We start from the raw sequence: 12,950 nt of genomic DNA on the forward strand, positions 1-12,950 counted from the left end.
AGCGGGGCATGAGCGGCGTCAGATTTTTTCGGCAGTGGGTGCACGCCTGGCCAATCGTTCAAAGGACCATGTGATGGAAGATATCTATATTGTCGGCGGCGCGCGCACGGCGATCGGCGATTTCGGCGGCTCGCTCAAGCCTTTCAAACCTTCGGAGCTGGGCAGCATCGTGGTGAAGGAAGCGCTCAACCGCGCCGGGGTCCCGGCAAGTGACGTCGGCCATGTCGTCATCGGCCAAGTCATGCCGACCAGTGCCCGCGATGGCATGTTGTCGCGCACCATCGCGCTTCATGCGGGCGTGCCGCTTGAGGTTCCCGCCCTGACGCTCAACCGGCTGTGCGGTTCGGGCGTCCAGGCGATCGTGTCCGCCGCGCAGATGATGAAGCTGGGCGAGGCCGACATCACTGTCGCAGGTGGCGCAGAATCGATGTCCAACGTGCCCTATCATGACCATGGCGCGCGATGGGGCCGCAAGATGGGCGACAATCCTGTGGAAGACGCACTGGTCTGTGGCCTGCAGGATGCAGGTGGCGGCTATCACATGGGTGTCACCGCTGAAAATTGCGCCGAACGGCATGGCATCACTCGCGAACAGCAGGACGCGCTGGCAGTTGAAGGCCATCAGCGCGCCGTACGAGCCATTTCCGAGGGTCGCTTCAAGGAGCAGATCGTTCCCGTCGAGGTGAAGACGCGCAAGGGCGTGACCATCTTCGATACCGACGAACATCCACGCGCCGACACGAACGCCGAGACGCTGGCCGCGATGCGCCCCGCGTTCAAGAAGGATGGCACGGTTACCGCTGGCAATGCGTCGGGCATCAACGACGGCGCGGCCGCCGTGGTCCTGGCGACCGGCAGCGAGGTCGAGCGCCGCGGGCTGAAGCCGCTGGCGAAGATCCTGGCTTGGGGTCATGCGGGCGTCGAGCCCGAATATATGGGTGAAGGGCCGATCAAGGCCGCTCCCGTAGCCCTGAAGCGCGCGGGCCTGACGTTGGAGCAGATGGATGTGGTCGAGGCCAACGAAGCCTTTGCCGCACAGGCCCTTTCTGTCGCCAACACGCTGGGTTTCGATCGTGAGAAGCTCAACCCCAATGGTTCGGGCATCGCCCTTGGCCATCCGGTCGGGGCGACCGGCACGATCCTGACGATCAAAGCCGCCTATGAGTTGAAGCGGACCAGCGGCCGTTATGCCCTCATTACCATGTGCATCGGCGGTGGGCAGGGCATCGCTCTAGTGATCGAGAATGTCAGCTGATTCCTGAACGATGAATATAGGGGCGCGAGCGGTGGGATGGATTTGCCGCCGCTGGTTTCGCCACAAATCTTAATTCTGCTCCTTGCGACCAGAACTCAATCACTTGCTGTGCGTTGAGACAGAAGGGCTGCCGATCTGCTGCCCGCCTGGAGCGAATTATGCCTGTTTTCGTCGAGTTTCCCGACGGCGAATGCCGCGAAGTTCCTAGCCAACTCCGCGCAATGCAACAATCGATTGGTCTGGGCGAATTTGAGCAAGTCCCGTTGAACTGCGATCCCGTATGGAAGTATGAGTGCGGCGGCACAGGTTGGATTGCTGTCCTTCGCAAAGGTCAGTTGCTGCCGCTGCGGCCCCAGGCACCAGCATGGTGGCAATTTGTCAAACTGATGCTGGATCCGGAAAGGCGCTCGACTAACGATACCCCGGTGGAAGAGGTGGGCGAGAGCCGATTGCAATCCGCTGCCTGAATGCGGGGCCTGTGACTGAGGAGATGGAACCCTTTTGGTGGCCGCTCCCCCTGCTCGCATTGGCCCGCGGGTGCTTTATGACGGCCAGTGCGGCGCTGAGGCCATATGAAAGACCCAACCGGGATCACGGAAACGATGATCTAATCGTGGAATAACTATAATCCCCATTATATAGGCGACCTGCACGGGATAATCGGTCAGGGGGGCTAAAAGGGGGGGGCGTCTATATCTGCGATTGCGATCCGCCATCGTCGCCGCCTAATTTGGCTATGATCCCATCGTCCACGATCCGGTGGGCGAGTGATTTACATTTATACCGAGCAGATTTTGGATCATGGCACGCGGCGACGAGAAATTGATCATCGAACAACCCATCAGTGCCGGCGGACGCGTCAGCCACCGTCAAGCCCATGTCGCGCTCGGCATATTCCTTATCGCCTATATCCTGTCCTTCATTGACCGGCAGATCCTCAGCTTGATGGTTGAACCGATTAAGCAGGACCTGGGGCTGAGCGATCTTCAGGTCGGCCTTCTGCAGGGACTGGCCTTTGCCATGCTCTATGCGGTGGTCGGCATTCCCATCGGCATGCTCGCGGACCGGATCAGCCGCCGTCGGATCATTGCAGTCGGCGTGCTGTTCTGGAGCGCCTGCACTGCGCTCTGCGGCTTTGCCGGCAGCTATGCGCATCTGTTCATGGCGCGGATGGGCGTGGGCCTTGGCGAAGCGTCGCTCTCGCCATCGGCCCATAGCTGGCTGAGCGACGCTTATCCGCCTGCGCAGCTTTCCCGCGCCATGGCGATCTACAATCTTGGCATCACCATCGGCGGCGGCTTGGCGCTGCTCGTTGGCGGCGCAGTGGTCGATATGGTCGCGCAAAGCGGAGCGCTCGTGCTGCCGCTTGTGGGGCCGATGCCAACATGGCGCGCCGCATTCCTGCTGGTTGCGCTTCCCGGCGCACTGGTCGCCGCCCTTGTATTCATCGCGCGCGAACCGGCGCGTCGCGCCCAATCGAAGGCGGGCATGCCGCTTCGCGCCGCTTTGTCCCACCTGCGCGATCACAAGCGGACATTCATCGCCATTTACGCAAATTCGACACTGCTCTCGATCATGGGCTATGGTCTAACCGCCTGGTATCCGACCTTGTTGATCCGCGGTTTCGCCCTTACTCCGGGACAGGCTTCGCTCCGGTTGGGGCTCATCTATCTGCTGCTCGGCAGCATGGGGTCATTGGCGGGGGGCTTTGCGGCAGAGCGGCTTACGCTAAAGGGCATACGGGACGCGAACCTGCGGGTGGTCATGATTATCGCCCTGCTTTGTCTGTTCCCAGCGCTGCTCGCGCCGCTCACGCCTTCGCCCGCGCTGTTGCTCGTCCTCTTCGGGTTGCTCACCCTCTTCTTCAATGGATATTTCGGTTGTTCACTCGCCGCGATCCAACTTGCGACACCGCCTAATATGCGTGCGACCGGGGCCGCCCTGTTCCTGCTTGCCAACAGCCTTGTCGGGCTGTCGCTCGGCACCGCCATCGTGCCGTTAATCGACAGCGCCTTGTTCGGCGGGCATGGCCAGATCGGCTCGGCGCTGGCGACTGTAGGACTTTGTGCCACGCTTCTCGCTGCTGTCGCGGCTTGGTCGGGACTGCGTTCCTATGCTCAGACGATCGAGTCCGTCGCGCAGCGCTGATTGGTTGCAAGAAGTCCAGCATATCCGCTGACCAAATCCGAACGGAACCCTTTGTGTTATAGGGAGTTCCGCTCCCGCGGAGCGACCGCACCTATGAGTTCCCGGTCTAGAAGGTATGCAGTGTGACGATTTCGGGCCGGATTGGGGGCGGTAATTACCATCATTTTCTGAGCGGCGGAGGGGAGATGGGCGATCGCATCGCCCGTTTCGACTGGTCGCGCACCAGCATCGGGCCGATCGATCTCTGGTGCAATGCGATGAAGAGCATGCTGGGCTTCGTGCTCCGTTCTCCCGTCCCCATCGTAACGCTATGGGGCGACAAGGGCGTCATGATCTACAATGACGCCTATCGTTCCTTTGCAGGCGCCCGGCATCCATCACTGCTCGGCACCAATGTGCTGGAAGGCTGGCACGAGGTTGCGGACTTCAACGCTAATGTAATGCAGAAGGTGTATCGCGAGGGCGGAACGCTGTCCTACAAGGATCAGGAACTGACGCTGATCCGCGATGGCACGCCCAAGCTGCTGTGGACCGACCTCGAATATTCGCCCGTAATGGATGAAGACGGCACGCCGATCGGCGTGGTGGCGATCGTCATCGAGACTACGGAAAAGGTGCTGGCCAGCCGGCGGCTCCAGGATGACCGCAACCGGCTTTGGTCGATTTCGCGCGATTTGCTGCTCGTCTGCACGCTGGAAGGGACGATCACGGCCGTCAACCCTTCGGCGACGCGCATGCTGGGATGGGCGGAAGAGGATATGGTCGGGCATAACCTGGCCGAGTTCATCCACCCCGCCGATCTCGACCGCACCAGCGGCGAAATGGCGAGTCTGGGGGAAGGGCTCAGCACACTCGCTTTCGAAAATCGTTACCGCACGCGTGAGGGCGACTATCGCCTGCTCGCGTGGACGGCCGTTCCCGACGCGGGGCGGGTCCATGGCGTAGGACGTGACATTACCGAGGAGCGTCACCTCGCCCGCGACCGCGACCGCATCTGGAACCTGTCGCCAGTGCTGAAGGTCGTCACGGATGCGCAGGGCTATATCACCGACGTTAATCCGTCCTGGACGGAAAAGCTGGGCTGGTCGCGTGAGGAGACATTGGGCCGCCGCACCACGGACTTCATGGTGGACGACGAAGCTGGGTGGCGCGAGCGGGTCGCTACGCTGCGCGCGGGCACGCCGCTGCTCGATTACCGCACGAAGCTGCAGACCAAAGATGGCGATCATCGGACCATCCAGTGGACGACCGTCCCGGAAAACGACACCTTCTACGGTTTCGGACGCGACATCACCGCAGAGATCGAAGCGGCCGCAGCCCTCGCCGATGCGGAGGCCGCGCTACGCCAGTCGCAGAAGATGGAAGCGGTCGGCCAGCTGACCGGCGGCATCGCGCACGACTTCAATAATCTGCTTCAGGGGATCACCGGCAGTTTGGAGATCGTGCAGCGGCGGGTGGCGCAGGGCCGGTTGGACGAGCTGGACCGGTTCATTGCCGGCGCATCGACCGCCGCCAGTCGGGCTGCGGCCCTGACGCACCGGCTGCTGGCATTTTCCCGCCGCCAGCCGCTCGATCCCAAGCCTGTGCGCGCCAATGCCCTCGTTGCTTCCATGGAGGATCTGCTCCGCCGCACAAGTGGCGAGCGGATCGAATTGGAACTGGTTTTGGCAGGCGGGCTGTGGGTCACCAAATGCGATCCCAATCAGTTGGAAAGCGCTATACTCAACCTCGCCATCAACGCGCGCGACGCCATGCCTGATGGCGGCAAGCTGACCATCGAAACCTGCAACGCCCATCTCGACCGCGCCTATGTGGCGCGGCAGCGGGGCGTGCGGCCGGGCCAATATGTGTGCCTCTGCGTCAGCGACACCGGCATCGGCATGAGCGCCGATACCATCAGCAAGGCTTTCGAACCCTTTTTCACGACCAAGCCGATCGGGCAGGGCACTGGCCTGGGTCTGTCGATGATCTACGGTTTTGCGCAGCAGTCGGAAGGCTATGCCAAGATCTATAGTGAAGTCGGGCAGGGAACGACGTTCAAACTCTATCTGCCTCGCTACCGCGGCAGCGAGGATGAGGAGGAAGACCTTCCGCAAACTAGCGCCATGCACCAGGCCGAAGATGGCGAGGTCGTGTTGGTGGTGGAGGATGAGTCGGTGGTGCGCGGCCTCATCCTCGAGGAACTGCATGAACTGGGCTATGCGGCGCTTGAGGCTGTAGATGGCGTCAGCGGCCTTGATATGCTGCAGTCCAAGCGGCGCATCGACCTTCTGATCACAGACATTGGCCTTCCCGGGCTAAACGGCCGCCAGCTTGCCGATGCAGCGCGGCTGCTGCGGCCGTCACTCAAGATTTTGTTCATGACGGGCTATGCTGAAAATGCTGCGTTGGCCTCAGGCTTCCTGGAGCCGGGCATGGAAATGATCACCAAGCCGTTCGCTATGGAGGCGCTGGCGACGCGCATCCGTTCGATGCTCACCGAACCCTCCTGATCTCGCCGCCGCTAACACCGCAGGATCATCGGCCAAACCCTAGATGGATCGCTGCATGATCCTGTGCGGTAGTTGCCGCGCGCCGAGCTTGCGGTGCCCGGACCGGTCGCGATAGCCTTTCTTCAGCACGATCGCCGGGTGAACAGGCGGCATAGATGCAAGGCTTCGGCCTCGAGGGATAACAAGCCTCAAGAGGAGAGAGAGATGACGGACATGCTGATCCGCGGCGGCACGGTGGTCGATGGCACGGGCGCGCCCGGCTACGCCGCCGACGTACGCGTGGCAGGAGCCAAGATCACCGAAATCGGCACGGGGCTGACTGCTGCCGCCGGTGAGGAGGTGGTGGACGCCAGTGGTTGCTATGTGACCCCCGGTTTCATTGAAAGCCACACCCATTATGATGCGACCATGTGGTGGCAGCCGGACCTCGATCCACTGCCCGGCAATGGCGCGACCACGGTGATCCTGGGCAATTGCGGTTTTTCCGCAGCGCCGCTTTCGAAGGAAAAGGCCGCGCAACTGGAGATGATCAAGATCTTCTCCTTCTTCGAGGATATCCCCCTGAAGCCCTTCCTCCAGCATGTCCCGTGGGACTGGGAGAAATGGTCGGAGTATAAGGCGTCGATGGCGCGCAACATCAGCCTGCCCGCCAACTATTCCGCCTTTGTCGGCCATATCGCCCTCCGTCTCGCTGCCATGGGGATAGAGGCTTGGGATCGCGCCGCGACAGCGGAAGAGGTCGCTCGCATGGCCGAATTGCTGGACGATGCGCTGGCGGCGGGCGCGCTTGGCATGTCCGACAATCTGCACGACCATGATGGTGATGATCGCGCCATCCCGACCCTGCTGGCGGACGATGCCGAGTTCGAGGCGCTGTTCGCGGTGATGGAGCGCTACCCCGGCACGACCTATCAGGTGATCATCGACACCTTCATGCGCAAGACAGGTCCCGAAAGCCTTGAACGGCTAGGCCGCCTGCTCAAGGGTCGCGCGATCCGCATCCAGGTCGCGGGCGCCGTGCCGACGCTGGAGTTCCAGAAGGACATTCTGCCCCGGCTTCAGGACACGATGGCGAAGCTGAAGGCGGAAGGCGTCGATATCTGGCCCGGTTACGCGCATGTCTCGCCCACCAGCACGCTGAGCCTCGTCAAGTCGCTGATCTTCGCCCAGTCCAACGATTATGTCTGGCATGAGGTTGTGCTGGCTGAAACGCATCAGGATAAGGCGCGGCTGCTTGCCGATCCGGATTGGCGCGCGCGGGCGCGGGAAAGCTGGGATACGAAGGCTTGGCCTCATTCGCCGATGAACAACCCGCAGGACCTTTATCTGCTGGACAGCGAGAATGGCGCGGGTCCCGTGGGCGGCACGCTCAAGGAATTTGCCGACGCGCGTGGGCTGCATCGGTCGGACGCGATGGCGCAGTGGATCTTGGAGAATGGCACCAAGTCCACCGTGCATATGGCGCCCTTCCCCAAGGATGAGGACCTGACGATCCAGCTGATGCTGGATCCCAAGACAGTCGGCAATATTTCCGACGCGGGCGCGCATCTGCAGATGCTGTGCGGCGGGGGCGAGAATATCCTGCTTTTCAGCAAATATGTGCGCGAGGGCTTGTTGACCCTGGAGCAAGCGATCCATGTGAAGACAGGTAAGCTCGCCAACTTCTTCGGCTTGCACGATACGGGCGAGATCAAGGTCGGCCGCCGCGCCGATATCACGGTCTTCAACCTTGACGAGGTCGAATATCGCAACATGGAGAAGCGCTTCGATGTGCCCGATGGCGACGGCGGCACCACATGGCGCTTTACCCGCCCGGCCGCGCCCATGCGGCTGACGCTGGTGAACGGGGTCAAGACCTTCGACGGCCAGAGCTATACCGGCGCGCGGCCTGGCGAATATCTCGCGCCGACGGCCGCAGTGAACGACGCGCTGGCGTCCCTGGAAGCGGCGGAATAAGGTTGGGAGGGAGCGGGCGGTTCGCGCCGCCCGCTCGTTTTTTGCGAATAAGGGAACAGGCGCTTGGGCATATTCGGTGCGATCGACCAAACGGGCATATTGGTCCAGGACCTCGACGCCAGCATCAGCCGCTGGATCACCCATTCAGGCGTCGGGCCGTGGACGGTCTTCCGCAATGTGAGGCTGGACGGCAGCTATCGCGGTGAGCCTACCGTCGTCACGATGGATGTGGGCCTCTCCTATCAGGGCGAGATGCAGATCGAACTTATACAAGTCACGAACGACGCGCCGTCACCCTATCGGGGCGATGATGGACGGCCCCTGCTTGGCCTCCATCATCTTGCGCGCATTGTCGATGACCTCGACGCGGCTGTGGATGCTGCCGTTGCGGGTGGCATGGAAGTCTCGTTCACCGCGCAAAATCCTACAACGCGCGTGGCTTATCTCCAAGTGCCCGGCGAGCCCGGCCAGTTGTTCGAATTCATCTGCGGCGCGGATATGCGCGCCCTGTGCGAAGCGGGCATCGCCGCTTCGCGGTCATGGGACGGCAAAAATCCAGTGACTGTGATTGATTTCGCTGTGGTGTGACAGGTTTCTGGATATCTAATGGCTCCGATTGGAAGCGGTGAAGATTGTCCAGCTGACCAGGCAGCGAGATTCCAATATTGTCATTAAGGGCATATCCGCCAGGAAGTTATTGTAGTCTCGTAGCGACTTGCATGTCGCCTACCGGTCGAGATGAGCGTAGTCGAACTGGCTGGTGGGGATGATGTCGATTCTCGAGAAATCGATGAACCCGGCGCAGCTGTCTGCCATTTCCTTTGTATTATGCGAGAACTTGGCTTCGTCGCCAACGGCGTCGAAGAAGACGGGCGCGTCGGTCATCGCTTCCAGGGGGAAGCATTCCTCGACAAAGGCATCATAGTCAGGCGCGTTGGGGGTCAGCGCGCGGACGATGATGTTTTGGACATATTCGAAATTCGCCTGCGTATCGATGGCGACCCGGGTGTGATGGTGGTGCCAATGGGCGACCGCATCGTCCCAGCTCATGTCGGGGCGGAAGGAAATGAAGCTGGCCTGCGACCAGCCCCAGGTGCGTGATCCGGCCTGCGGCGCATGATCCTTGTTGGGGATGATGGTAGATTCAGCAACGACCCACGCTTCAAACCGGACGCTATGATCGGCCAGAGCGGCGTCGATCTGTCCACGGAAATGGGCGTTGGCGGTGGGGAGCCAGAATTGGACCACGGCGTCCTGCTGGCGTTCCTGCCACTGCTGGATGAGCGAGGATGCAGGCTCTACCGTGGCATCACGCAGGTTCAGGCGGATGCCGTCTGCCCCGGCCGCCTTGAGCGCGGCGGGGAGGGTGGATTTCAGGCGTTCGGCATAGTCGCCGCGGCTTTCACCTTCCGGCGCCCACAGGGCGCAGATCAGCTTTTCCATGATCGTCTCTCCAACTATTTTCTATATCAGTCGAAATTGGCCTGGCCGCCGTCGAGCGGGATGGTGGCGCCAGTGAGGTAGGACAGGTCCGATCCGCACAGGGCGACGATGGCGCGGCCAATATCCTCCTCCAGCCGGCCGATGCGATCGAGCGGGATGGTGCGGAAAAAGGCTTTCGCTTCGTCCGGATTATGTTCGATCCACATTTTAAGGCCAGGTGATTCCGCATGGGGCGCGATGGTGAGGACGCGGATATTCTGCCGTCCCCATTCGGCTGCGCCAGCGCGGGTGAGGACCCGCGTTGCCTGCTTGATCGCACCATAGCAGCCGTAGCCGCTCATGTCCCAGCGGATGCCCGCGGAAGAGGTGAAGTTGAAGATGGTGCCGCCGCCGCGCCTTTCCATGTGCGGGCGGACCAGCTTCATCAGGCGGAAGGTGGCGAGCGGGCCGGATTCAAAACCTGCCAGGAAAGCTTCGTCGGTCACCTCGTCGAGCAGGCCGAGCGGCACTTCCTGCGCATTGTTGACCAGGATATCAACGCCGCCAAGATCGCGCACGGCGGTATCGACGGCCGATGCGAGATCGTCCGCCGCCTTCACATTGCAGGCGACCGCAATGGCGCGCACGCCGCGTTCTTCGACGAGGCGCGCGGTTTCCTGTACTTTTTCAAGGGTGCGGCCCGATAGCAGCAGATCGACGCCTTCGCTGGCCAAAGCGAGCGCGACGCCCTGGCCAATTCCCTGTCCCGCCCCGGTGATCAGGGCGACTTTGCCTTTAAGAGCCGTCATCGCTCTATCCTTTCGATAAGATTTTGTTGATCGGGTGTGGGCGCGTCAGACCTGTTGCGGTCGCAGGATCGCGTCGCTGCCGCCGTCGATGAAGATGATCTGGCCGAGCAGATACTGGTTTTCCATACCGAGGAGGAAGTCGATCAGTTCGGCGATTTCCTCTGGCGGCGCATAGTCCTTGACCGCTATCGGATTGCTCTGGGCGATGAGCTTCATCATTTCGGGCTCGCCGAACAGGGGCTCGGTCATCGGGGTCTTCACCACGCCGGGGCCGATGCCGTTCAGCAGGATATCCGCGCCGCCCCATTCGGGGGTAGCGGCGGCGCGGCGCACCCATCGTGACAGCGCATTTTTGGACGTCGCATAGGCGTTGCCCGGCTCTGCATTCATGGCGTCCAGTGCGCCCCCCTCATCCCCGGCAAGGCAGAGTTCCACAACCTTTGGATTGTTGGGCAGCATGGCGGCGGTGGAGCAGATGGCGACAGCACGCGGACGCGGAGACTTGGCGAGCAGCGGGCGCAATCCCTCCAGCGTGGCGACTGCGCCAAAATAGTTGATGGCGATGGTCTGAGCATCCCGATCCTGGGCGGAGATGCCGGCACCTGCGAGCACGCCATCGATGCCTTCGGGCGCAAGACGGGATATTTCCGCCACCATATGGTCGCGGCCAGCCGCCGTGCCGAGATCCGCATCGATATCCGAATTGCGCAGATCCACACCGATGACATGGTGGCCGCCGTGCTTCAGCCTGTCCCGGGTCGCAGCGCCGATGCCTGATGCTGCGCCGGTCACGACAATGGTCCTGCTCATACTGACACTCTCCGTCTTTTGCTTTGTTGCGTTGTTGATGGCAGCTTTTTCTGCGCATCGCCAGTGCTTGTTATGGGGGTCGTATGAGATTATCGTTGTGTCGATGGCGCAACAGGCTTTGATTGAAACGGGCGGTGCAGCGAGGGCCCCGGCGGAGCCGTGGACCGTGCTGGCGGCCGCTGCAAGCAGCGTCGCGCGCGTCGAGCTGCGGCGCTACGAGCTGCCGAGTCCCAATGAGATGTGGGAGTTGGACGATGCGCCTATCCTGTCCTTCGTTATGCCGCGCGCGGAAGGGACGCAGGGCGAGATCATGTTCGACCTGGGCGACCGGCGGCGGCACAAGGTCGGTCGCTTGCTCTTGCGGCCGGGTGGCATCGCCATGCATTCGCGCGGCGACGGCGGGATGCTGGACATATTGGCCTGCCGCTTTGATCCGGTGCGTTTCGCGGCGGTTACGGGTCTGGCTGAATGGGACTCCCGGCGGTTGAGCCACTGCGCTTCGATCCATTCACCTATCTTGATGACACTGGCCGAGCGGTTGAAACAGGAGACGGTTGCGCCGGGCTTCGGATCGGAAATGGCGGTCGAGGCGCTAGTGCAGTTGATGATGGTGGAAGTGGCGCGGCTGTTCCGGCGGAAGCCGGTGCATGAGGCGGGGCAGGGTGGTCTTGCACCCTGGCAGCTGGCGCGGATCGAGGAAGCGTTACGCTCAAGCGACGGGGAATGGCCAACGACGCAGGTGCTGGCGAGCCTGTGCGGGATCAGCCGGTCGCATCTGTCGCGCAGTTTCGCAGCGACGGCAGGGGCGGCGCTGTCCGATTATGCCGCGGCAATACGGATTGAACGTGCGCAGGACATGATTCGAGGCGGTGCCTTGCCGATGAACCGGATAGCTGAGACGCTTGGCTTTGCGACGGCGAGCGCGTTCAGCGCCGCGTTCCGGCGCGCGACAGGGATGACACCGCGCGCGTTTCGGCGGGGGTTTCATTAGAGGGGCGTGCGCGCCCTTCGACGAGCTCAGGGCGAACGGGCTTGGGGGTTGCGGCGGCTTTCGTTCGTGCCAAGGCCTTCGACTGCCTGCTTGCAGCAGGCGCTCCGGGCTCGAGCGAACGGGGTTAGTTATTGGCCCGTAGAAAGCTGATCAGCACTTGCGCTAAGGGCGGCCCCTGATCCTCCTGCACGAAGTGGCCGCCGTTGCTGATGCGTGTGTGGGGCTGGCCCTTTGCGCCGGGAATGCGGCGTTGGAAAACCTCTTCCCAGGCGATCGTGGCCGGGTCCTGATCGCTGAAGGCGGTTAGGAAAGGCTTGTCCCAGCTTTCGAGGAAACGCCAGGTAGCGCGGTTTGCTTCCAGCCCTTCGGCGTCTTCGGCGATCGGGATGCCGCAGGTGATCTGGAGCATGCCTTTTTTGTAGGAGGCGTCGGGGAAAGGGGCGGCGTAGGCGGCGAGTACTTCATCAGGCACATCGGTGACGCAGGCGCGGCCGACGAGCAGGTCCAGCGGAAGATCCTCGCTGGTGCGGCAGGTTTCGACCCAGGCGGCGATCGCCTCGCCCGGCCAGTCGGGCACGCCGAGCGGCGGCGGGTCGCAATTTTGCAGCAGCGTATTGGCGGCGAGGATCGCGGCGAAGCGGTCGGGACATTTTGCAACGACGCGCAGGCCGATGGGACCGCCCCAATCCTGGCAGACAAGGGTGATACCCTTAAGATCGAGCGCTTCGACGAAGCCGCGCATCCAGGCAACGAAGCGGTCGAAGCCATAGTCGGCGCGGCTGGCGGGCTTGTCGGACTTGCCGAAGCCGATCATGTCGGGCGCGATGACGCGATAGCCCGCCGCCACGACAGGGCCGATCATGTGGCGGTAGAGATAGCTCCACGTCGGATTGCCGTGCAGCATGAGGACGACGGGGGCATTGCGGTCCCCTTCATCCACATAATGCATGCGCAGTGGCCCGAGGCGCGCATCCTCAACCTCCACATAATTGGGTGCGAAGTCATAGCCCGGCAGTCCTTCGAAACAGGCGTCGGGCGTGCGCAATATGCCGGGCCGGACCTCCATC

At 62.2% G+C, this 12,950-nt stretch carries 11 protein-coding genes; 7 read left to right on the plus strand and 4 right to left on the minus strand.

Going from position 1 to position 12,950, the window contains the following annotated elements; translation table 11 throughout:
- The first annotated feature begins 73 nt into the window (after positions 1-73).
- From bktB to EP837_RS16305, 6 genes are all read left to right on the plus strand, one after another.
- Positions 74-1,255 carry a beta-ketothiolase BktB gene (gene bktB / locus EP837_RS16280; RefSeq protein WP_066531698.1) on the plus strand — a complete coding sequence of 394 codons (1,182 nt, stop codon included), beginning with the start codon at positions 74-76 and terminating at the stop codon, positions 1,253-1,255.
- Positions 1,256-1,413: 158 nt separating this feature from the next.
- Positions 1,414-1,722: a hypothetical protein gene (locus tag EP837_RS16285; protein ID WP_066530935.1), complete on the plus strand. Its 309-nt coding sequence runs from the start codon at positions 1,414-1,416 to the stop codon at positions 1,720-1,722.
- Between the two features lie 334 nt (positions 1,723-2,056).
- A complete protein-coding gene (locus EP837_RS16290; protein ID WP_082919753.1) occupies positions 2,057-3,403 on the plus strand; it encodes a spinster family MFS transporter in 1,347 nt (448 codons plus the stop codon).
- Positions 3,404-3,588: 185 nt separating this feature from the next.
- Complete coding sequence (locus tag EP837_RS16295) at positions 3,589-5,895, plus strand: PAS domain S-box protein (protein ID WP_066530938.1); 2,307 nt, start codon at positions 3,589-3,591, stop codon at positions 5,893-5,895.
- A gap of 204 nt (positions 5,896-6,099) precedes the next feature.
- Positions 6,100-7,851 carry an N-acyl-D-amino-acid deacylase family protein gene (locus EP837_RS16300; protein WP_066530940.1) on the plus strand — a complete coding sequence of 584 codons (1,752 nt, stop codon included), beginning with the start codon at positions 6,100-6,102 and terminating at the stop codon, positions 7,849-7,851.
- A 63-nt stretch (positions 7,852-7,914) separates the two neighbouring features.
- Positions 7,915-8,439, plus strand: coding sequence for a VOC family protein (locus EP837_RS16305; RefSeq protein ID WP_066530942.1), 525 nt, complete (start codon positions 7,915-7,917; stop codon positions 8,437-8,439).
- 138 nt (positions 8,440-8,577) lie between these two features.
- On the opposite strand, the gene hsh3 is transcribed toward EP837_RS16305, so the two are convergent.
- The 3 genes from hsh3 to EP837_RS16320 are packed head-to-tail and all read right to left on the minus strand — an operon-like array spanning position 8,578 to position 10,892.
- Positions 8,578-9,294, minus strand: a complete 717-nt coding sequence (gene hsh3 / locus EP837_RS16310) for a 7-beta-hydroxysteroid dehydratase Hsh3 (protein WP_066530945.1) — start codon at positions 9,292-9,294, stop codon at positions 8,578-8,580.
- 26 nt (positions 9,295-9,320) lie between these two features.
- The gene (locus EP837_RS16315; RefSeq protein WP_066530947.1) at positions 9,321-10,082 is read right to left on the minus strand and encodes an SDR family NAD(P)-dependent oxidoreductase; all 762 of its coding nucleotides are present in this window, start codon (positions 10,080-10,082) and stop codon (positions 9,321-9,323) included.
- A 45-nt stretch (positions 10,083-10,127) separates the two neighbouring features.
- Entirely contained in the window at positions 10,128-10,892 is a 765-nt protein-coding gene (locus EP837_RS16320) for an SDR family oxidoreductase (protein ID WP_066530950.1), read from the minus strand.
- A gap of 103 nt (positions 10,893-10,995) precedes the next feature.
- On the opposite strand from EP837_RS16320, the gene EP837_RS16325 reads away from it, so the two are divergent.
- A complete protein-coding gene (locus EP837_RS16325) occupies positions 10,996-11,883 on the plus strand; it encodes a helix-turn-helix transcriptional regulator (RefSeq protein WP_066530953.1) in 888 nt (295 codons plus the stop codon).
- Positions 11,884-12,007: 124 nt separating this feature from the next.
- On the opposite strand, the gene EP837_RS16330 is transcribed toward EP837_RS16325, so the two are convergent.
- Positions 12,008-12,949: a haloalkane dehalogenase gene (locus tag EP837_RS16330; protein ID WP_066530955.1), complete on the minus strand. Its 942-nt coding sequence runs from the start codon at positions 12,947-12,949 to the stop codon at positions 12,008-12,010.
- Position 12,950 lies beyond the last annotated feature (1 nt).

The sequence above is a fragment of the Sphingobium sp. EP60837 genome, from assembly GCF_001658005.1.
Classification (GTDB): Bacteria; Pseudomonadota; Alphaproteobacteria; order Sphingomonadales; family Sphingomonadaceae; genus Sphingobium; species Sphingobium tyrosinilyticum.